This window comes from Rahnella variigena, from assembly GCF_003610915.1.
Classification (GTDB): Bacteria; Pseudomonadota; Gammaproteobacteria; order Enterobacterales; family Enterobacteriaceae; genus Rahnella; species Rahnella variigena.
This window is the reverse complement of sequence record NZ_NSDJ01000001.1, coordinates 2,856,448-2,876,571: the sequence shown is the minus strand read 5'-3', so window position 1 is coordinate 2,876,571 and position 20,124 is coordinate 2,856,448. Positions and strand designations below refer to the sequence as shown.

Annotated in this window: 18 protein-coding genes and 1 tRNA gene; 9 read left to right on the top strand and 10 right to left on the bottom strand. The window is 51.6% G+C overall.

What is annotated here, in order from left to right:
- Positions 1-58: 58 nt before the first annotated feature.
- A complete protein-coding gene (locus tag CKQ54_RS13415) occupies positions 59-1,069 on the bottom strand; it encodes an AI-2E family transporter (protein WP_112289259.1) in 1,011 nt (336 codons plus the stop codon).
- 187 nt (positions 1,070-1,256) lie between these two features.
- Between CKQ54_RS13415 and CKQ54_RS13410 the strand changes: the two genes are divergently transcribed.
- From CKQ54_RS13410 to CKQ54_RS13395, 4 genes are all read left to right on the top strand, one after another.
- Positions 1,257-1,916, top strand: a complete 660-nt coding sequence (locus CKQ54_RS13410; protein ID WP_120163425.1) for an epoxyqueuosine reductase QueH — start codon at positions 1,257-1,259, stop codon at positions 1,914-1,916.
- A 337-nt stretch (positions 1,917-2,253) separates the two neighbouring features.
- Complete coding sequence (locus CKQ54_RS13405; protein WP_112289257.1) at positions 2,254-2,943, top strand: DUF969 domain-containing protein; 690 nt, start codon at positions 2,254-2,256, stop codon at positions 2,941-2,943.
- On the top strand, positions 2,940-3,890 hold the full coding sequence (locus tag CKQ54_RS13400; RefSeq protein WP_120163426.1) for a DUF979 domain-containing protein: 951 nt from the start codon (positions 2,940-2,942) through the stop codon (positions 3,888-3,890). The genes CKQ54_RS13405 and CKQ54_RS13400 overlap by 4 nt, the downstream gene beginning before the upstream one ends.
- Positions 3,891-3,901: 11 nt before the next feature.
- Positions 3,902-4,924: a DUF2891 domain-containing protein gene (locus tag CKQ54_RS13395; RefSeq protein ID WP_120163427.1), complete on the top strand. Its 1,023-nt coding sequence runs from the start codon at positions 3,902-3,904 to the stop codon at positions 4,922-4,924.
- A 16-nt stretch (positions 4,925-4,940) separates the two neighbouring features.
- On the opposite strand, the gene lpxA is transcribed toward CKQ54_RS13395, so the two are convergent.
- Entirely contained in the window at positions 4,941-5,729 is a 789-nt protein-coding gene (gene lpxA, locus CKQ54_RS13390; RefSeq protein WP_208644619.1) for an acyl-ACP--UDP-N-acetylglucosamine O-acyltransferase, read from the bottom strand.
- A gap of 357 nt (positions 5,730-6,086) precedes the next feature.
- On the opposite strand from lpxA, the gene CKQ54_RS13385 reads away from it, so the two are divergent.
- Complete coding sequence (locus CKQ54_RS13385) at positions 6,087-7,718, top strand: phosphoethanolamine transferase (protein WP_120163429.1); 1,632 nt, start codon at positions 6,087-6,089, stop codon at positions 7,716-7,718.
- Positions 7,719-7,754: 36 nt separating this feature from the next.
- Here the strand turns inward: CKQ54_RS13385 and CKQ54_RS13380 are convergent, their stop codons facing one another.
- Positions 7,755-8,651 (bottom strand): LysR family transcriptional regulator, encoded by an 897-nt coding sequence (locus tag CKQ54_RS13380; RefSeq protein ID WP_120163430.1) that lies wholly within the window; start codon positions 8,649-8,651, stop codon positions 7,755-7,757.
- A gap of 144 nt (positions 8,652-8,795) precedes the next feature.
- Here CKQ54_RS13380 and CKQ54_RS13375 point away from each other — a divergent pair, with 144 nt between their 5' ends.
- Positions 8,796-9,305: a phenolic acid decarboxylase gene (locus CKQ54_RS13375; protein ID WP_167459668.1), complete on the top strand. Its 510-nt coding sequence runs from the start codon at positions 8,796-8,798 to the stop codon at positions 9,303-9,305.
- Positions 9,306-9,392: 87 nt separating this feature from the next.
- Here CKQ54_RS13375 and CKQ54_RS13370 read toward each other — a convergent pair whose 3' ends face one another.
- The gene (locus CKQ54_RS13370; protein ID WP_120163432.1) at positions 9,393-10,421 is read right to left on the bottom strand and encodes an alpha/beta fold hydrolase; all 1,029 of its coding nucleotides are present in this window, start codon (positions 10,419-10,421) and stop codon (positions 9,393-9,395) included.
- A gap of 348 nt (positions 10,422-10,769) precedes the next feature.
- On the opposite strand from CKQ54_RS13370, the gene CKQ54_RS13365 reads away from it, so the two are divergent.
- The 3 genes from CKQ54_RS13365 (at position 10,770) to CKQ54_RS13355 (ending at position 13,566) form a co-directional block, all read left to right on the top strand.
- A complete protein-coding gene (locus tag CKQ54_RS13365) occupies positions 10,770-12,329 on the top strand; it encodes an EAL domain-containing protein (protein WP_244220211.1) in 1,560 nt (519 codons plus the stop codon).
- Positions 12,330-12,568: 239 nt separating this feature from the next.
- A complete protein-coding gene (gene mtfA, locus CKQ54_RS13360) occupies positions 12,569-13,345 on the top strand; it encodes a DgsA anti-repressor MtfA (RefSeq protein ID WP_120163434.1) in 777 nt (258 codons plus the stop codon).
- Between the two features lie 145 nt (positions 13,346-13,490).
- A tRNA-Asn gene (locus CKQ54_RS13355) sits at positions 13,491-13,566 on the top strand.
- A gap of 405 nt (positions 13,567-13,971) precedes the next feature.
- On the opposite strand, the gene CKQ54_RS13345 is transcribed toward CKQ54_RS13355, so the two are convergent.
- From CKQ54_RS13345 to CKQ54_RS13320, 6 genes are all read right to left on the bottom strand, one after another.
- A complete protein-coding gene (locus tag CKQ54_RS13345; RefSeq protein ID WP_120163436.1) occupies positions 13,972-14,418 on the bottom strand; it encodes a hypothetical protein in 447 nt (148 codons plus the stop codon).
- A 236-nt stretch (positions 14,419-14,654) separates the two neighbouring features.
- Positions 14,655-15,194 (bottom strand): DUF2058 domain-containing protein, encoded by a 540-nt coding sequence (locus CKQ54_RS13340; RefSeq protein WP_112289242.1) that lies wholly within the window; start codon positions 15,192-15,194, stop codon positions 14,655-14,657.
- Between the two features lie 168 nt (positions 15,195-15,362).
- On the bottom strand, positions 15,363-16,367 hold the full coding sequence (locus CKQ54_RS13335; protein ID WP_120163437.1) for an isopenicillin N synthase family dioxygenase: 1,005 nt from the start codon (positions 16,365-16,367) through the stop codon (positions 15,363-15,365).
- A gap of 27 nt (positions 16,368-16,394) precedes the next feature.
- Positions 16,395-17,822, bottom strand: coding sequence for an amidohydrolase family protein (locus tag CKQ54_RS13330; protein ID WP_120163438.1), 1,428 nt, complete (start codon positions 17,820-17,822; stop codon positions 16,395-16,397).
- A gap of 11 nt (positions 17,823-17,833) precedes the next feature.
- On the bottom strand, positions 17,834-18,823 hold the full coding sequence (locus CKQ54_RS13325) for an ABC transporter substrate-binding protein (protein ID WP_120163439.1): 990 nt from the start codon (positions 18,821-18,823) through the stop codon (positions 17,834-17,836).
- 261 nt (positions 18,824-19,084) lie between these two features.
- Positions 19,085-20,008: a LysR family transcriptional regulator gene (locus CKQ54_RS13320; protein WP_120163440.1), complete on the bottom strand. Its 924-nt coding sequence runs from the start codon at positions 20,006-20,008 to the stop codon at positions 19,085-19,087.
- Positions 20,009-20,124: the final 116 nt, after the last annotated feature.

The following is a 20,124-nucleotide window of genomic DNA, read 5'->3' as shown; positions in this document are numbered from 1 at the left end:
TTGTACAGTGACTAAACAGTGGCGCCCTGCAGGCAAAGCGCCATGTTTTCAGAAAGGATTAAATCAGACCCGCTTCTTTCAGTTCGCTTTTCATATACGCGTAATAGATAGGTGCGGCCACGACGCCGGGGATACCAAACGCAGCTTCAAAGACCAGCATAGCCAGCAGAACTTCCCAGGACTTCGCCTTAATACGGCTGCCGACAATACGCGCATTCAGGAAGTATTCCACCTTGTGAATAATGATCAGATACGCCAGAACCAGCGCGCCGACCCACAATGAAAGGGAAAGACCAACGATGAAAATCAGCGTGTTAGAAATAAGATTACCGATCACCGGTAGCAATCCGCACACGAACGTCACCACCACCAGCGTTTTTGCCAGCGGCAGATGAATGCCGAACAACGGTAAAATCCCGAACAGAAAAATACCGGACAAAACGGTGTTGATCAGCGAAATCTGGAACTGAGCAAACACAATATTGCGGAAGGCTTCACCCAGCAAACGCATCCGCTGCAACAGTTCCTTTTTCAGCGGCGCATGATGTTCACCGTGATTCGGTTGCTGAAGCGAAATAATCGCGCCGAGGATCATGCCGATAATCATCGTCAGAAAAACATGTGCCGCGTTCTTGCCGAAAGCCTGAATCATCACAATATGCTCGCGTAACCATTGCAGGAAACTGCGCTGTAACTCTTCAATATTGGCGGGCAGATAATGCAGCAATACCGGCGACAGACGGCTCTGTGCGTCGGAAAGCAAACGCGACACCATGGCGTTAAAGGCCACCGGATTTTTCATATCTTCCATCAGAAAATCGGCAATACCGGCAATCGCCACCGTCAGGAAACTGACGACCAGCGTACCGATAACCGCGACCACAACCCAGCGGGCACGTTCTCCGCTGATGATTTTCTGAAAGTACGGCGTCAGGGCGTTGATGAGTTCAAACACTAAAAAACCGGCAATAAAACATGCCAGTAAATGAAGAGGAAGAATCAGTAACAGCCCGCCCATCACAATCAACACACTGAGCCAGCGAATTTGATTCGATCTCATAATCTGCATTACCTGTTTCCTTAAAATCTCTGTGTAGCGGGCTGTGCCCTGCAATCATCCTTATCATAGCACTGAACAATACACCGCCCTTCTACGCAAGCGTAAACCCGCAAGAAAATTTTGACAGTCACGCTGGGTTCTCTATGATCGGAGCGTATTAATAGATAAAGAAAATCCTACATTCTGGTGAACAACAATGTCTGAACTCATCCGCGAAAAGCTCACACTCCCTGAAGGTCACGATAAATTGCTGCTGCACTCCTGCTGTGCGCCCTGTTCAGGTGAAGTGATGGAAGCCATTCAGGCGTCAGGTATCGATTATACAATCTATTTCTACAACCCGAATATTCACCCGCAGAAAGAATATATGCTGCGCAAAGAAGAAAATATGCGTTTCGCTGAGCAGCATGGCATTCCATTTATTGATGCAGATTACGACACCGATAATTGGTTTGAGCGCGCTAAAGGAATGGAAAATGCGCCTGAGCGCGGCGAGCGTTGCACCATGTGTTTTGATATGCGCTTTGAACGCACGGCGCTTTATGCCTGGGAAAATGGTTTCAGTGCCATTACCAGTTGTCTGGGTATTTCGCGCTGGAAAGATATGAAACAAATTACCGGCTGCGGCGAACGTGCGGCCGCGCCTTATCCGGGCATGGTGTACTGGGATTATAACTGGCGTAAAAAAGGCGGTTCAGCGCGAATGATTGAAATCAGCAAGCGCGAGCGTTTTTATCAGCAGGAATACTGCGGATGCGTTTACTCCTTACGTGACAGCAACTTACACCGTAAATCGCAGGGGCGCGGACTCATCAAACTCGGCGTGAAATATTACGGCGACGAGGACGACGAATAACCGCTTTTCTCTTTCCTGTCCTTCCTGCAAACCCGGCCTCAGCGCCGGGTTTATTATTCTGCTATTTCTCCCCTCATCTGTCAGATACACCAGATAAAAATCTTCCGTCAGTTATTTATATTGCAGGATTAATTCACTGCATTATTTAACCATTCCCCTGTGAGATTTTTCGCATTTTTTCCATCTTGCGTTCAGCCATCACGCTTGTTACTTTCCGCTTCACGCATTTTTATGCGAATTAGATCTATGTAATTACACAGGGTTATTACCGGTGTATTCACCAGGCAGAGAACCATCAAAAATATAAAACAAACACAACAACATTGAGGGACACACCATGTGGGTTTTAATTGGTATTCCGATCGTCGTGCTGGGATTCGCACTGCGGTTTAATCCATTATTAGTGGTCACCGTCGCCGGTATTTCAACCGGGCTGGCGGGCGGTATGCACACCGTTGAGATTATCAGCGCTTTCGGCAAAGCCTTTACCGATAACCGTTATATGGGCCTGATCTGGCTGACGCTTCCTGTGATTGCCATTCTTGAGCGCAGCGGCCTCAAGGAACAGGCGCGGCATCTGATTTCGAAAGTCCACGCTGCCACCACAGGCCGTGTGCTGATGTTGTATTTCTTCCTGCGCCAGATGACCGCTGCGCTGGGACTCAATTCTCTTGGCGGCCACGCGCAGATGGTTCGCCCGCTGATTGCACCGATGGCAGAAGCGGCGGCTACCACCAAATACGGTGATTTACCCAATGATGTGCGCCAGAAAATCCGTGCTCACGCCGCGGCGGCGGATAACGTTGCGGTATTTTTCGGTGAGGATATCTTCATCGCCGTGCAATCCATCCTGCTGATCAAAGGTTTTCTTGAGCAATACGGTATTAACGTCGAGCCACTGCATCTTTCGGTCTGGGCAATCCCGACGGCCATCGCTGCGCTGATTATCCACTTTATTCGTTTGTGGCTGCTTGACCGCTCGCTGGCAAAACGTTTTGACGTTCATCACGGGAGCGCAGCGAAATGATCAGCTTACAAACCGTTTATATCCTTGCAGGACTGATGTTTTGCGCTTACGCCTTCTTTAACCTGCGCGATAAAAGCAACGCACGCCGTTACGTAAACGCGCTGTTTTGGGGCATTTACGGCATTACCTTCCTGTTTGGCGGCGAGTTACCGCATTTCGTCACCGGTTGCATGGCGATATTACTGGCCATTATTGCCGGTACCGGAAAACTCGGTAAAGGCAAAACAGATAACGATCAGCCGGAAATGGTAGAAAAACGTGAGGCGGGTGCGAAGCGTTTTGGCAACAAACTGTTTATTCCCGCCCTGCTGATCCCGATTGTGACCCTGATTGGCACCCTGACGCTGAAATATACGCCGCTGGTGGAAGCCAAAAACGTCACGCTGATTTCACTGGTGATCGGCACGCTGGTGGCGTTTATTGCTGCGCTGATCATGCTGCGCGATTCGCCGGTTAAGGCGATTAAAGCCGGCGGTCAGACGATGGATACCGTGGGCTGGGCGGCCATTTTGCCGCAAATGCTGGCCGCACTCGGCGCGTTGTTTGCACTGGCGGGCGTCGGCGGCGTGGTGTCTGAACTGGTGAAAAACATTATTCCGCTGGGATCTCCGCTGGCAATTGTTGTCGCTTATACCTTCGGCATGGCGCTGTTCACCATGATTATGGGTAACGGGTTCGCCGCATTCCCGGTGATGACAGCGGGTATCGGCTTGCCGCTCATCGTTAATCAGCTGGGCGGAAACCCCGCGATTATGGGCGCTATCGGGATGTTGTCCGGTTTTTGCGGAACACTGATGACGCCAATGGCTGCGAATTTCAACATCGTTCCGGCGGCGTTACTTGAATTGCAGGATAAAAATGGCGTGATCAAGGCACAGTGGAAAACCGGCGTATTGCTGTTGCTGGTCAACACCGCCTTTATGTATCTCTTTGTGTTCCGTTTCTGATAAGGGAAAAGATGACAACGCAACCGACGACGACCCTGACGCCTGAAATGGCGTCCCGTTTTGCCTCGCTGGCGCTCAACCATTTAACACGCGAGTATCCCAATAAACTGATGCACGCCATGAGCAGCGCGGCGGATGCGCAGACTCCGCGTCAGCTGCATCCGATATTTTACGGCAGCTACGACTGGCATTCCTGCGTTCATGGTTACTGGCTGTTATTGCGCTTACTGAATCGCTTTCCTGATCTGCCGGAAGCCGGAAAAATCATCAGCGTGGTGAACGAGCATTTCACCGCCGAAAACGTCGCGGGTGAGATGGCGTATCTGCAACAGCCGCAAAATAACGGGTTTGAGCGTCCTTACGGCTGGGCGTGGTTTCTGGCGCTCACTCAGCAGTTGCATGAAATGGTATTGCCGCAGGCCGCTGGATGGGCCAAAACGCTGGCGCCGATGAGTCGCTTCTTTGAGAAAAGCTTCACTGACTTTCTGCCAAAAGCCACGTATCCGCTGCGCGTTGGCAGTCACTTTAATACCGCCTTTGCTCTGGCATTGACGCTCGATTATGCGCGCAGCGTTAAACATTCTGTGCTGGCATCAACCATCGAAGAAACGGCACTGCGCTGGCATCTTGACGATGTGCATTGTCAGGCGTGGGAACCGGGCGGTGATGAATTCCTTTCCCCTTCACTGATGGAAGCCGAACTGATGCGCCGCGTGTTACCTCGCGACGCCTTTGTCACCTGGTTCGGGCGTTTCCTGCCGGAACTGGCACACAGCCAGCCCGCGACGTTGTTCACACCGGCGACCGTGACTGACCGCAATGATGGCAAAATCGGCCATCTCGACGGACTCAATCTCAGCCGGGCCTGGTGTCAGCGTTCGCTGGCGTCGGCGTTACCTGCGGGTGATCCGCGTGCGGCGCTCCTGCGCCAGACCGCCGAAGCGCATTTGCACAGCGCACTGGATCACCTCGACAGCACCTATATGGGGGAACACTGGCTGGCGACTTTCGCGCTGTTAGCCCTGGAAGCCTGACTGACCTTTCCTCCGTTCAGCGCACAATCCCGCGTGCTGAACGGAGGAAGAATTCATTGAAGTGGCACAGCAACGGATATTCAACACTCAGACGTCCGATCTCCAGTCTCACTTTTTCGACCGCCGCCTGCTGGTGATAAAGCAGGTCATACAGATAATGGATCACCTCGCGCACAGCGGGTTCCGCCTGCCTGAAGGCTCCGGCCTGTTCATTAATTCCTTGCGGCGATGCGCGGTTCCCACCCGCCTGAACATAAGGCGGCACATCCTGCACAACGCAGGATCCGGCCAGCAAGCGGGCTCCCGTGCCAATAATGCAAAACTGATGCACCGCGCACATGGCTTCAATGCAAGTGTCATCTCCCAGCACAACGTGTCCGGCCAGTCCGCTGTTCTCGCCCATAAACGTGGCATTCCCTACCAGACAGTCATGGCCGATATGCACACCGCGCTCGAAAGTATTGTCATCACCGATACGGGTCAATCCCCCGCCCTGTGCGGTTCCCCGGTGCAATGTCGCGTGACGGCCGATCCTGTTGCGATTGCCAATTTCGAGCCAGGCAGGTTCTCCTGCATATTTCAGATCCTGACTGATTTCGCCAATCGAAGATCCCATGCCGATCTGGTTATCTGACCCGATTTTCGTATTGCCGTTGATGACCGTATGCGAAGAAATAATGGTCCCTTCACCGATTTGCACACCGGCGGAAATAATACAAAAAGGCCCGATAACCACCCGCGGGCCGATAATGACATCCGATTCGATGATACTGCTGGCCGCGATGGTGGCCGAAGATGAAATCAACACAAACGTCCTTCTGACAGCCGGTAAGCCGCCAGTGGTGAATTAAACGTGTCAGGAGTAATCAGGGAAGGTCAAAATGAGCGGAAGAAACGCGCTCAGAAAGGCTTAAACGAAACGGTTTCTTATTGAACAGCGTCGCGCTATACCGCACAGGATAAGGGGTCTGGAGGAGAAAACTGGCTAACTATATTTTATTTATTTTCTGAACCTTTTCTAAAAACCCATCACGTTAAACATTTATGACACTCCCGTTAAGGCTTTCTTAAGCTTGAACTAATATGATTCCTGCCATTCATTTCTGCACGTTATGTTTGCCTCGCATTACGTTGGCTTTTTCACCCCTTTTGGGAGTTTGCATTGCGCTATTTATTGCCAAAAATCAGCTATTTCAAGCTGACCTTGCTCTTAACGCTGTACTTCACTTTTGTGGTCAACCTGCCGATTTTGCTGCACTTTTACCGCATTCTCCATGCGTTGCCGGCTTATAACCTGGCTTTTGCCCTGAGCATTCCTGTCGCCCTGTTTGCTGCGCTGAACTTTGTGTTCACCCCTTTTAGCTTCCGGCCGTTGCTTAAGCCCTTCTTCATCATTGTGCTGCCGCTCAGCGCCCTCGCCAGTTTTGCCATGATGACCTTTCAGGTCGTTTTCGACCGAAGCATGATTGAAAACATTATCGAGACACAATCAGCTGAGGCGACGTCGTATCTCAATCTGAAGGTGGTGCTGTGGTTTGTGTTTACCGGCATCCTGCCCGCTATTCTGTTATTCGTAACGCCGGTAAGCTATGAAAAGACCCGCCTGCGCCGTCTCGGTGTGCGTCTGATGTCGATGGTGATTTCACTGCTGGTAGTGGCGTCGATCGCCGGTGTTTTCTATAAAGATTATGCGTCTGTGGGGCGTAACAACCGCACGCTCAATCTGGAAATCGTCCCGACTAACTATCTGTACAGCGCTTTCCAGTACATGAATCACCGTTATTTCACGCCGAAAATACCGTTCCAGACGATTGGCAACGATGCAAAACTGGTACAACAGCCTGGTCAGAAACCGAATCTGGTCTTCCTGGTGGTAGGCGAAACTGCACGGGCGCAAAACCAGTCGTGGAACGGTTATGGCAAACCGACTAATCAATACACGCAGGCCATTGCGGATGTGGTGAATTTCAGCAAAATGACGTCATGCGGCACAGCGACAGCGATTTCCGTGCCGTGCATGTTCTCTAATATGAAACGCACCAGCTACGACGCTAACCGCGCCCGAAACAGCGAAGGCTTGCTGGATATCCTGCATAAAGCTGGCGTTTCCGTTTTCTGGAAAGATAACGACGAAGGCTGTAAAGGTGTCTGTGACCGCGTGCCAAACGTCATTATCCCCATTAAAAATGACGGCAAATATTGTGACGGCGACACCTGCTACGACATGGCGCTAATGCAAAATATCGATGAGGATATTAAAAACGACGGGAAAAACACCCTGATTGCCCTGCACCTGATTGGCAGTCACGGGCCGACGTATTCCAGACGTTATCCGCCGGAATTCCGTAAGTTCACGCCTGACTGTCCGCGCAGCGACATTGAAAACTGCACACAGGAACAGCTGGTGAATACCTACGATAACACCCTGCTCTACACCGATTATCTGGTGTCTCAGGTCATTGAAAAAGCAAAGCAGTATCAGGACAAATACAATGTGGCGGTGATTTACCTTTCTGATCACGGTGAATCGCTGGGCGAAAACGGTCTGTATCTGCATGGCACGCCATACAGCGTGGCACCTGCGCAGCAGACACATGTTCCGATGCTGTTCTGGCTTTCCGATAATTATGCGAAAGCGCAGGGAATCGACATGCAATGCCTGAAAGACAATGCGGCGGACAAAGATGTCTCACAGGACAATCTGTTCCACACCGTGCTCAGCGCGATGAATGTACAGACGTCGGAGCGTGACTCTCAGCTCGATATTCTTGCCGCCTGTAAAGCGTCTCGCTGACCGGGACAGCGTTATGAAACGGTTTGCTGCCAGATTTCACGGCAGCAAACTGCACTCCTGCAGAATACTTTTCGCCAGCGCACTGACCGTCTGATCATAGCGCTGCGTTTCATCATCCAGCACCATATACAGCGACGTTTGCCTGACGGTTCTGGCTGACAGCATCAGGCGGCTGAGCAATCCGTTTTTCAGCGCGTTATCCACACTTTCCAGCGGCAGCCAGCCGTAACCGACACCCACTGTAATTGCTTCCAGCGCCGCACCGACCGTGGTGAATGTCCAGTGTGCCACCGTGCCTGCCGGATGTTTATCTTCAGGCGGCGCGTGACGGTCAGCGACGCTGATCAGCGGGAAACGCGCCAGATCCTGAGCGGTCAGCGGAGCGGGCAAAGACAACAGCGGATGATCGCTTTTCGCCACCGGAACAAAGTCCACATCCAGCAGAAAACGGCCATGGATTGCGTTTTCAGGCGCGAGCGTGGTGATGTACAAATCGGCCGATTGTTCGCTGAGTTGTGCAAGACTTTCCCCGCGCAAAATCTCAGTCAGATGCACCCGCGTATCCGGGAACTGCGACTGAAAGTATTTAAGCGCGCGGAACAGCCTGTTTTTGGGAAACACGCTGTCGACCACCAGACTCAGCTCAGTGCGCACACCGTCTTTCAGCCCGGCAGCCCTGTGTTCAAGCTGTAAAAATGCCGATATCAGCGGTGTTGCCTGCGCCAGTAAAGCGCGCCCCTGTTCGGTCAGCGTCGCCTTTCTGCCGTTAATTTCCAGCAAGGGTAAACCGATGCGTTCCTGTAAGCCGCTCAGGGCATAACTGACCGAAGACTGACTGCGGTTGAGCACCGTTGCCGCCTGCGCGTAACTGCCTTGTTCAATCACCGTTTGTAACACCACCCATTGCTCCAGAGTGGTTCTTGGCAACGCCATATCGTGATCCCTTCAGAATAAAAACACATCTATATTTTAGATGATTTCAATCTGAAATCAGCGTTTTTTTATCAGTTTTTTAAGATGTAATATTCTTCTCAACGAAACGAAATGTTTCATTCCAATACTGAGTTAAGGAGAAATATCATGAGCACATTTGATAAACATGACCTGAGCGGTTTCGTTGGCAAACATGTGGTTTACACCTACGACAACGGCTGGAATTATGAAATCTACGTCAAAAACGCGCACACCCTGGATTACCGTATTCACAGTGGCCTGGTCGGCAACCGTTGGGTGAAAGATCAGAAAGCGTATATCGTGCGGGTAGCATCTGATGTGTACAAAATTTCCTGGACTGAACCGACCGGGACTGACGTCAGCCTGATTGTGAATCTGGGCGATAACGTGTTCCACGGCACCATTTTCTTCCCACGCTGGGTGATGAATAATCCGGAAAAAACCGTCTGCTTCCAGAACGACCACATTCCGCTGATGAATTCTTACCGTGATGCGGGTCCGGCATATCCGACTGAAGTGATCGACGAATTCGCGACCATTACCTTCGTGCGTGATTGCGGTGCGGATAATGACACTGTGATCGACTGCGCTGCGAGCGAACTGCCAGCCAATTTCCCGGATAATCTGCGTTAATCACGCCGTTCTGCAATACCAATAAAAAACCGCAGCCCGTTCATTCAGGCTGCGGTTTTTCATTATTGAAACGGAAAACAGAGGAAATCAGCGTGACAGCGTTTTCAGCAATGCCGCGTTAAATTTTTCCGGTTCTTCCATCTGCGGCGCATGGCCGAGGCCTTTAAATTCGATCAGTTTCGCATGAGGGATCAGTTTCGTGACCTGTTTACCCAGCACGTTGTAGTGACCGATTTTGGCTTTTACCGCAGGCGGCGCAATGTCGCTGCCAATCGCTGTAGTATCGGCAGTGCCGATCATCAGCGTGGTCGGCACGCGCAGATTTTTGAACTCGTAAAAGACCGGCTGCGTGAAAATCATGTCGTAAATCAACGCAGAGTTCCAGGCCACCAGTTTATGTCCCGGCCCGTTATTCAGCCCTGCCAGCATATCGACCCAGCGGTCGTATTCCGGTTTCCACTTATTCACGTAATAGGTTTTGAGTTCATACTGTTTAATGCTGTCCGCCGAGGTTTTCAGCTCACGGTCGTACCACTGATCCACGGTACGATAAGGCACGCCCTTGGCTTTCCAGTCTTCCAGACCAATCGGATTCACCAGCACCAGTTTCGATACTTCCGGTGCAAACATCAGGCTGTATCGCGTCGCCAGCATACCGCCGGTGGAATGCCCGACCATCACGGCTTTGGTTATTTTCAGGCTTTTCAGCAACTCATGGGTATTGGTCGCCAGTTGCTGAAAACTGTACTGGTAATGGGAAGGTTTGGTCGATGAACAGAACCCGACCTGATCAGGCGCGATCACCCGATAACCTTTACTCACCAGCGCCGAAATGGTGTCGCCCCAGGTCGCGGCACAAAAATTCTTACCGTGCATCAGCACGACAGTCTGACCATTTTTATGCCCGGTGGCCGGTACGTCCAGATAGCCCATTTGCAGCGGAGCACCCTGGGAATTAAAAGAGAATTGTTTCAGCGGAAAAGGATAGTCAAAACCCTGTAGTTGCGGCCCGTAGCTCGGCGCATCAGCAGCAAATGCTGAGCCGGAAAAGACTGCACCTGAAAAGGAAAAAGACAACACAGCGGCAGAAAGAAGCACTTTAAAACGGGGAAGCATCGGATAGTCCTGGTGTCGGTGACTGACAGACGGCGTAAAGTCTTATGCTACAAACTTTATGCCGCCAGTAAAACCCGATAACACTCAAACCGCACAAACTGACGCAGACTTGAGATCCAGCTCAAAACGGTAAATCAGACCGCCCGGTTCACTGGAATAACGGCACCGCAGTGCTTCAGCCGGGATAACACGCTGACCCTATTTGATAGACACAAAAAATAGTTAAACAATGAATCATTCATGATTTGCATCAAAAGACAGGCTTATCAATGGCGTGAAATTAACCTTCTTATCCAGCTGTAACAATGGTTAACACCATTATGGGTTATATTAACAGAACAAAACTTCTTGCTCCGTCTCTCACTGGTGGATATCTCTTTGGGCTCAAACTGGTTAAACCGACCCTCTATGCGGATTTGCCTCGCGCTGCTTGCGTTCACGTTGGTCGCGGCAGTCGGGATACTGGCTATCTCGTGGCAAACCTCGCAGGGATTACGGCGCGATGTGAGCGCCAGCCTGCAACAATCAGTGAGACTGGTGGACATGACGCTGGATAATGCCGCGATCGCCGCCGGCGCGGTGGAAAATCTGATTGGTGCACCTTGTGATCAGCCGACCATTCAGGCGCTGCGCTGGCAGGTCGCCAAAGTTCCCAACGTGCGCACCGTCAATTTATATCGCCAGCATAAGGTTTATTGCGCCTCTTTATTCGGTGAACGAGACGATACGATTTCCACTCAAAATTACGTCGATGGAAAACTGATGCTGATGAGCGGCAATATAGTGACGCCCGATCACCCGCTGATTGCCTATCGTCATGATGTTAACGGCAGTGGCGTACTGGTCGGGGTCGATGGTTATTTCCTGCATAATATTCTGCAATTGCTCAGTACCCACGCGTATCTGATCCTGCAAGTCGGCGACAAGTGGATGGACAGCCAGGGCAAAATTCATACTTCTGAAATCTGGCCTGATGGCGAAAAGATGTCGCTGAAATCCTCGTTTTATCCTTATGAAATGCAACTGGTGATCCGCCCGAGCGATCACTGGCGTTATATTTTTGACTACGCCACTGTCAGCCTGATCCTGTTCCCGCTGATCAGCATCTTCATTGCTTTTATGACCTATGCGCTGCTTGGCCGGTTGGGTGGTCCGGTTGCGGCACTGAAAAACGCGCTGGGGAAAAAACAATTTATCCCTTACTTGCAGCCGGTCGTGGATGGAACAAACCATGAAATCACCGGCGCTGAAGTTTTGATGCGCTGGCAGCATCCGCAGATGGGGCTGATCCCGCCATATCAGTTCATCCCTCTGGCAGAAGAAAGCGGGCTGATTGTGCCGATGACCCGCCAGATGATGGCGCAGGTGCGCGATCAGTTCGGCCCGCTGGCCGCTCAGTTGCCGAAAAATTTCCATTTCGGGTTCAATATCTGCGCCAGCCACTTTAAAGACCTGACGCTGGTCGAAGACTGCAAAGCTTTTATTGACGCCTTCCGGGAGAACCCGATCAATCTGGTTCTGGAACTGACAGAGCGCGAGCTCATAGAGCCTTCAGAAACCACCCACAGCCTGTTCAGTGCCTTGCGCCGTATGGGCGTGCTGATCGCCATGGATGACTTTGGTACCGGCCATTCCAGCCTGGCTTACCTGCAAAAATTCCACATCGACATTTTGAAAATCGACCAGAGTTTCATAGGCCGGATCGGCACCGATGCGCTGGCCGGACATATTGTCGATAACGTTATTGATCTGGCCAAACGCCTGCAAATGGTCATCGTGGCGGAAGGTATAGAAACGCAAAAACAGGTGGATTATCTCGCCCCCTATCGCCTCGAATACCTGCAAGGCTACTTTTTTGGAAAGCCTGTTGATCCGTCTGAATTTATCGATAAGTGGATCAGGCATTAACCCTTCCCCGCGCCCGCTGTACGTTTCGATGCGGCGGGCACGTTGCGCGCTCTGTGACTAGAATAATAACGTGAGCTACGTCTGATTAGACGTGTGCACATTTTGCTTAAAATCTCATGATGTGTAACATCCATTCAGAATTGTCCCGATACGCTGCTAACCTGTTGAAGTTACTTGTATTGGTGTAGTCTGAGGCAAACCCTGCTGATAAATCGAATGATCACTTTGCGAGCAAGATGATGATTAAGTGGCCGTGGAAAGCGAATGAACTGAAAATTGAGAAATCAGACGCGTGGAATGACGCTCTGAATATCCCGCTGTTGTCCTCCCTGAACGAGCAAGAGCAACAACGTCTGATTCAGGTCGCCAGCCAGCTTTTGCATCAGAAACGACTGGTTCCTTTGCAGGGAATTGTGCTGACTGAACAGATGCAGGCACGCATTGCGTTACTTTTTGCGCTGCCGGTGATGGAACTTGGTGCCTCGTGGCTCGATGGTTTTCATGAAATTTTGCTCTACCCTTCCCCTTTTGTTGTCGATTCTCCGTGGCAGGATGAAAACGGACTGGTTCATGCCGGAACGCAAATTCACGCTGGTCAGAGCTGGGATCAGGGCCCGATCGTGCTGAACTGGCAGGATATTGAAGACTCGTTTGATAACTCCGGTTTTAACCTGATCATCCACGAAGCCGCGCATAAACTTGATATGCGAAACGGTGGCGAAGTGAGCGGCATCCCGCCGATTCCTTTACGCGAAGTGGTGGCCTGGGAGCATGATTTACAGGCGGCGATGCAGAATTTGCAGGATGAAATTGACACCGTTGGCGAAGAAGCGGCCAGCATGGATGCCTACGCAGCGACCGATCCGGCAGAGTGTTTTGCCGTACTTTCTGAATATTTCTTTAGTGCCCCAGAATTGCTTTCGGAGCGTTTTCCGCTGGTATACGGTCATTTCACCCGTTTTTATCAACAGGACCCGCTGGCAAGGCAACTTCGCGGACAGCGTTGTGATTGTTAAAAGGCAGAATTAAACGGTTTTCCTTGTCAAAAAAGTGAAGTTTTATGGCTATATTGATTAGTTGCTGAGCAGTCGCACTGCTTTTCAGGAAATTGCCGTTGACACTCCACAGCCCTCTGGATATTATGCGCCCCGTTCACACGATTCCTCTGTAGTTCAGTCGGTAGAACGGCGGACTGTTAATCCGTATGTCACTGGTTCGAGTCCAGTCAGAGGAGCCAAATTAGAAAAGCCCGCTTAAGGAAACTTAAGCGGGCTTTTTGCTTTCTGTGGATTTGACAGTCCGTTAAGAAAGCTTTTATTTTTTCGTGGGTTCCCAGACGCACGGAACCCCGCAAACTATTTCAATAAATTTGCATAGAGCCGCAGCGCCCTCTTCAATTGTGTTATAGGGTTCTGAACCATAAATTTCGTTTTTACCCTTAAACCGACTACGTTGTTCTGGGAAAACCTCCACAGAAGTGAAACGCCTCAGACTATCTGGGCTAGTACGGATACGGAACCCACCATTTTTATCGCGTTGAAGCATATGCACACCAGTTGTATTGTTACCTTTCGTGTTCGCAAGATTAATCATTATCGGTCCCAACTGTGATAGCTTTATTAATTAACAAACTCGGAGTTGCTTACTGTTTACAGCCCGCATTTTTTGAGTGATAAAAAGGTTTAGGGTCAACAGCCTCTCGGCTGGCCTTTTCGAAGATTTTGTTGTTGTCGATTTCTTCATAATCTGTAATTTTATCAGGGTCACTGTAAAACTTCATGTAACTAACACTAATCTTTCCATTACTCGCGTATTGAACAATGTCTATTTCTTCCAAATTATCCCGACTACGAAAAATAGTGTTTGTAAGAACTGGAGTAGTGGCTGCGTTAGAATTATATACCGGATAAAGTACACCACCCATAATCAACCCTTTCTCTGTAATGCGCATAGGAGACGGAGAGACATCTTTACAAGTGAAAGGCTTAGACAGGTCTATAGCGCTATCGAACATGCCAGCATGGGCGGGAATATACAGAGCCAACAGGGTACAGCTGATAAGAATAACTTTAGTAATAGGGTTCTTCATTCAATATTCTCTTCTTAACATAAAACATGTTAAAAATTGACGCATAGATAAAAGGCTTTAGGATAAAGATATCAATGTGACTTTTACCAGATGACTGCTTTAAAAGGCCTGTATTGTAGCAAGAAAAATATTCTGAACCCTCTATTTTTGATAACTCTGAACATTTATAGGCACAGAAAAAACCCAAATAAAAAGCCCTTCCGGGCTTTTTATTCATCATCAGCTCAAACCGCTTATTACCACATCAAATCATCTGGCACTTTGAAATCTGCATACGGATCATCTTCGTCCTGCTCTTCCTGACTCAGTGCGCTGTTTAATACAATGCTGTTGGCATCACGCTGCGCGATTTTATCCGCTACGCTGGCAGGGATAATGGCGTATTCGCTCTCGCCGCTCTTTTCAGAAACCAGACGCGCAATAGCGAGACGACCGCTGATCAGCTGCGCCTGAGTGGTTTTATCCACGGCGATGCGTTTAATCAGTTTGTCGTCGGTGAAGTTGAAATCGATATTGCCTTTCGAAATGACGATTTTATTCATTTCAATCAGCTGTTTTACCTGAGCTTTATACTCTTTAGACAGCGCCGCCTGCTTTTGTTCTTCGCTCAGCTGTTTATCACGCTCCAGCTGCGCTTTTTTATTTTCTTCCACAGCCGCACGGGCTTCACGTGCCTGAACGCGTGATTTTTTTGCCGTTCTCTGCACTTTGTCCATCTTTTTGCTGCTGACTAATCCCGCTTTCAGCAACTGTTCTTGTAAGGTGAGTTTTGACATCGTTGTTTCTAAATCCGTTGAAAAATTTCAGCGATTATAACCGTAATTTTTAAGCCTATACAGGCCGGAGAACCTGAATGCTGAGTGACAGGTTCTTAGTCGTCGAATTGTGCCCGATAAAAAGCCCGCCTCAGAAAACTCCAGCGGGCTTGGGCTTACCGGTTCTGCTTATCCCTTAGCGAAGTTCGCCTGAATGCGCTGTTGCAGATAGTCTTCGGCACTGATGGCCGGATACTTCGCCTGCGGCCCCAGAATTTCTACGTCTTTATTGGCCTGACAGAAAAACGCCAGGCTGTAGCGCGCGCCCTGATACTCACCGGGCAGCGGGCTTCTGACGCGATGGAAGTTAGATGGTAACTGATCGTCGCTCCAGCGCATCAGCATGTCGCCGATGTTGCAGGTGATCACCTCTTCGCGCGGCTCGATGCTGGTCCATTGCTGGCTTTCGCTGTCTTTGCCCGGACAAACCTGCAATCCGCCCTGACCGGGACGCTGGAAAAGCAGCGTCAGGCAGTCGAAATCCGTATGCGCACCGGCGCGCCACATGCCCTGCTCCGACTGTTCGGTGGCATAGTAGTGCAGCATACGCAGCGTACTCTGGTAGGTTTGCTCGTCCGGATTGTGCGCCTGCTCGAAAAAGTGTTCCGGGAAGCCCAGTTTCAGCGCGAAACAGGAAAGCAATTTCATGCCCAGTTGCCAGCATTGCGATTCAAAACTCAGCATGGTGTCTTTGAACGCTGGCAGTTCCTGTTCGCCTGGCCACAGTTTGTCCATCAGCGGGCGGGTGATCTGATAGGACTCTTTCTGATCCGGCGTTTTGGTTGACGGCCGCACCTGCGATTTATTCTCCCAGCCAGCGTTACGCGCCAGCGGATACTGCGCTTTTACCGCGTCGGGCAGCGAGAAGAAATCTTCCGTCATGCTGAATGCCTGACGGATATCGCTCAGTGCGATGCCGTGATTGCTCACCTGGAAGAAACCGATTTCAACGGCTGCTTTCCACAGTTCATCGGCGATCTCACTTTTACGGTTTTCGAAATCTGACAGGTCTATGCAACGGACTTCACGGGCAAACGTCTCTTCGCCCATCGCGCCCATTCCGGCTTCTTTTTCCAGTTCCTGTAATGCATAACCTGCTGTTTGAGCTGACTGTGTTTGAGTTGATTGCGTCATTATTCTTATCCTTCTTAATCAATGGGGTTAGCGCGCAGCGCGCTGTTGCAGGGTACGGACAGCAGACATCGCGTCATGGCGCATGGCGTCCAGATCCAGACCGGGGATGACATCGTTTTCGACGATCACGCGGCCATTGATCATCAGCGCCTTCAGTGAGGCGCGACCGCCACAGGCCACCGGGCCGATTGCCATGTCGTGCAGGCCGAAATAACGCGGGTCGTCGAGCCGGTAAATGGCGATATCCGCCAGCATGCCGACCTGCACGGTGCCGCTCTGTTGCAGACCGAGGATCTGCGCCCCGCCCGCGCTGCCCCAGCGAACCACATCTTCGATGGATGCCGCATCGCCGCCGCCTTCAAAAGTGCCGCCGTTATAGCGCGGTATCGCCAGCATGCCTTTCCGGGCGCGCTGTAACAGCCACGCGGCATGCGCTTCACTTTGCATGTCGGCGGCTTCGTTGGATGCCGCGCCGTCTACGCCCAGCGAAACCAGCACGCCCGCCTGTTCCAGCGCCAGCAGGTCGGCGATGCCGCTGCCCAGACGTCCGTTGCTTTGCGGACAATGCGCAATGCCGGTGCGGGTCTGTCCCAGCATGGCGATCTCCTGCGGCAGTAACTTAACCAGATGCGCAAACCAGACGTCGTCCCCCAGCCAGTCGTGTTCGGCGCAAAACTGCACCGGCGTCATGTCGAATCTGTCACGCGCTGCATCGAGATAATCCACCGTTTCCGACAGATGGCTGTGCAGGCGGATCCCCAGACTGCGCGCCAGTTTGGCCATTTCGCGCAACTGCGCGCCGGGCGCAGAATGCAGCAAGGTAGTCGGTGCCATGACCACGCGGCGCAGCGACGTCGGTTTCGGATCGTGATAACGCCCCACCAGCCGTTCCATGTCCGCCATGTAATCATCGAAATTTTCCGGTCGCAGCGCCTGCGGTAAATCTTTCTCAATCGCCCGCCCCTGCGTTGCGCCACCACGGCATAAGACAATGCGCATTCCCAGCGCTTCCCCTTCGCTGAACAGAATTTCCGAGGTATCGAACGCCATATCCGGCCAGTAAAGGTAATTGTGATCCGCCACCGTCGCGCAACCGGAACGCAGCAACTCTGTCAGGCCGATACGTACCGCGAGACGGAATGTGGATTCATCGAACGTGGCGCGAAAGCGATAAGGCGTGGCGCTTAACCACGCGGTCAGGCTTTTGTTCAGCCCCTGAGGTTCGCCTTTCAGTAATGACTGAAACAGATGATGGTGAGTGTTGACCCACGCCGGATACACCACGCAGTCGCGGGCATCAACCAGCCGTTCGTCCGGCAATGCCGTCAGGGAGCCCATCGCCTCAATCACGCCATGACGCACACGGATATCCGGCCCGGCGTGACGCGCCCCGTCGCCCGGAAGCCCGGTCAGAATGGCGTGAGCATTTTTAATCAGTAAAGAGTCAGATGACATCGCAACGCTCCTCATGGTTTAACCTGCATGTGCTCAACAAATTCGGTGGTATACGCCTGCTTCCAGTCGGTATCTGCGTTTAGCAGTTTGGCATTGACCATGAAATCACGGGTTTTCTGCCAGCGCGCTTCAGTCATGGTGCCCCAGCCCTGCGTCGCCGCATCGCCGCCATCAATCAGGTGATGCTCTTTGATTTGCTGAACGCCCCAGGCCAGCAGGTCGTCAGTCATCTTCGGGTTATCCTTTTTGATCAGCGCGTTACCGGCTGCCGGGTTTTGCAGATAACTCACCCAGCCTTCCATCGATGCCTGCACAAATTTCGCCATTGCCTCTTTGCGGCTGCTGATAAGATCAGGACGGGTGATCAGAATGCCGCCATAAGGCGGATAGCCGTGCTCCGAGAACAGGAAGAAATTGGATTTCACACCTGCCTTTTGCGCCTGAAACACTTCAGAGCTGACGTACGCCTGCTGCGCCACGTTATCGTCCGCGACAAAAGGCTGAATGTTGAAGGTGTACGGGCGAACCTGAGAATCGCTGAGCTGATAGCGTGCTTTAAGCCACGGCCACCAGGTCGATTGCCCGGAGCTGGAAACCAGAATAGTTTTATCTTTCAGGCCGTCGAGGGACGTCACGGAGGCGTGGGTCAGTAACCCCTGCGGGTCGAACTGGAAGGGAGCTGCGATGGCTTTGGCCTGAAAACCGCGCTGCACCGATTCGAGCAACTGGAGGTCATAACCGATGATCACGTCAGCGCGTTTTGATAACAGCAGCTGCATGCCGTTAATCTGCGGGCCGCCGGACTGAATGCTGACATCCAGCCCGTAACGTTTGTAAATGCCCGTCGCCAGCGCCTGATAATAGCCGCCCTGTTCAGCCTGCGCGTACCAGGAAGTCAGCAGCGCGATTTTCTCATCGGCCTGCGCCGACAGTGAGAAAACGCCAGTGATCAGCGTGCTCAGCACGCAGCAAGACAGGGGAATGCGGGAAATTGACTTCATTGCTCCTCTCCTAATCATCGCCGGAGGGAGGATAAGCAAACGCGGCTCAGCCCCCCTTACCGGCTCAAAATGAACCGCGAAATGGTTGCTGAGCAATGTCCCGCGCAGTTGCCTGCACTGACCGCTTCTACTCACTTTTAACTATACAAAAACGATGCCAACTTCGCAGATGCGCTTTCCCTGCGCCTTGTCGGGATAATTACGTCTCACGCCCTGCAACCTTTGATTCATCACAGAGCGTGAGGCACCAAAAGCGTGCAATCAGTGCCGTTCACGCCCCGCCGTTTGGATCTGGCTGAATAACATCTCCAGTTGTTTGAGCATCATCGAAGCGGCCAGAGAAAGCTGCCGTGAAGGGGCAACGCACAGGGACAGCGTGAAGGTTTTTAATTGCGGATCGGTCAGCGGAATAAACTGCAACTCGTCGCTTTCCACTTCATCCATGATATCGAGCCAGCACAGAATGCCGATGCCCATTTTCTCTTTAATCAGCGAACGGATCATGTGGATGTTATTGGACACCGCGACTTCGCGAACCCTGTCACCGTTGATATTCATCAGCGCCTGTACCGGTTCGGCCAGCATCAGCGGTGCGGCGGGCAGGATAAACGGATATTCCATACACTGATTGAAACGCACGCCGCTTCTGTCGCCCAGCGGATGCCCTTTGGGCACCACAATGCCCAGCTCAATTTCGGCGAAAGCGCGCACCTGCAACTCACGGGAACTTTGCGGATTCAGCATCAGTCCGAAGTCAGCATCGCCGGACATCAGCGCCTGCTGAATATCCACGTTATTCATAGTGGTCAGCGTGAACGAAATATTCGGATAATCGACGTGCACTTTTTTGAGCATCGACGAGAAAAATTGCCGGTTGATGGCATCAATGGTGGCAATCCGTACGTGCCCGCGCCGCAACCCGCGCAGATCGTCGAGCTGTTCCAGAACACGCGAAAAATCCTTTTTCCAGTTATTGGCAGAATGCAGCAACAGCTCCCCCGCCGCCGTCAGCCGTAAACCTGTGGGATGACGTTCAAACAGCGGCATCGCCAGTTCCTTTTCAACCCGCAATATCTGCCGGTCAATTGATGATGCGGCAACATGCAGGGTTTCGGACGCCTTACGAAACGATCCCTGACGGGCAACCTCGGTGAAGTACAGCAGAAATCGGGAGAATGCGAACATAGGGAGTGCTCTCTTTTATGCAACGGGATGTGCGAATCAAAGCGCTGGACGCAACAGTTTTATAACAATAACGTAGCTTTCAATGCAACGGGAACAATCGTTTCACCGCTTAACAG

Coding starts and splice junctions, on each gene's coding strand:
- CKQ54_RS13415 (WP_112289259.1), bottom strand. CDS start 1,069: ATGCAGATTATGAGATCGAATCAAATTCGCTGGCTCAGTGTGTTGATT.
- CKQ54_RS13410 (WP_120163425.1), top strand. CDS start 1,257: ATGTCTGAACTCATCCGCGAAAAGCTCACACTCCCTGAAGGTCACGAT.
- CKQ54_RS13405 (WP_112289257.1), top strand. CDS start 2,254: ATGTGGGTTTTAATTGGTATTCCGATCGTCGTGCTGGGATTCGCACTG.
- CKQ54_RS13400 (WP_120163426.1), top strand. CDS start 2,940: ATGATCAGCTTACAAACCGTTTATATCCTTGCAGGACTGATGTTTTGC.
- CKQ54_RS13395 (WP_120163427.1), top strand. CDS start 3,902: ATGACAACGCAACCGACGACGACCCTGACGCCTGAAATGGCGTCCCGT.
- CKQ54_RS13380 (WP_120163430.1), bottom strand. CDS start 8,651: ATGGCGTTGCCAAGAACCACTCTGGAGCAATGGGTGGTGTTACAAACG.
- CKQ54_RS13370 (WP_120163432.1), bottom strand. CDS start 10,421: ATGCTTCCCCGTTTTAAAGTGCTTCTTTCTGCCGCTGTGTTGTCTTTT.
- mtfA (WP_120163434.1), top strand. CDS start 12,569: ATGATTAAGTGGCCGTGGAAAGCGAATGAACTGAAAATTGAGAAATCA.
- CKQ54_RS13345 (WP_120163436.1), bottom strand. CDS start 14,418: ATGAAGAACCCTATTACTAAAGTTATTCTTATCAGCTGTACCCTGTTG.
- CKQ54_RS13340 (WP_112289242.1), bottom strand. CDS start 15,194: ATGTCAAAACTCACCTTACAAGAACAGTTGCTGAAAGCGGGATTAGTC.
- CKQ54_RS13335 (WP_120163437.1), bottom strand. CDS start 16,367: ATGACGCAATCAACTCAAACACAGTCAGCTCAAACAGCAGGTTATGCA.
- CKQ54_RS13330 (WP_120163438.1), bottom strand. CDS start 17,822: ATGTCATCTGACTCTTTACTGATTAAAAATGCTCACGCCATTCTGACC.
- CKQ54_RS13325 (WP_120163439.1), bottom strand. CDS start 18,823: ATGAAGTCAATTTCCCGCATTCCCCTGTCTTGCTGCGTGCTGAGCACG.
- CKQ54_RS13320 (WP_120163440.1), bottom strand. CDS start 20,008: ATGTTCGCATTCTCCCGATTTCTGCTGTACTTCACCGAGGTTGCCCGT.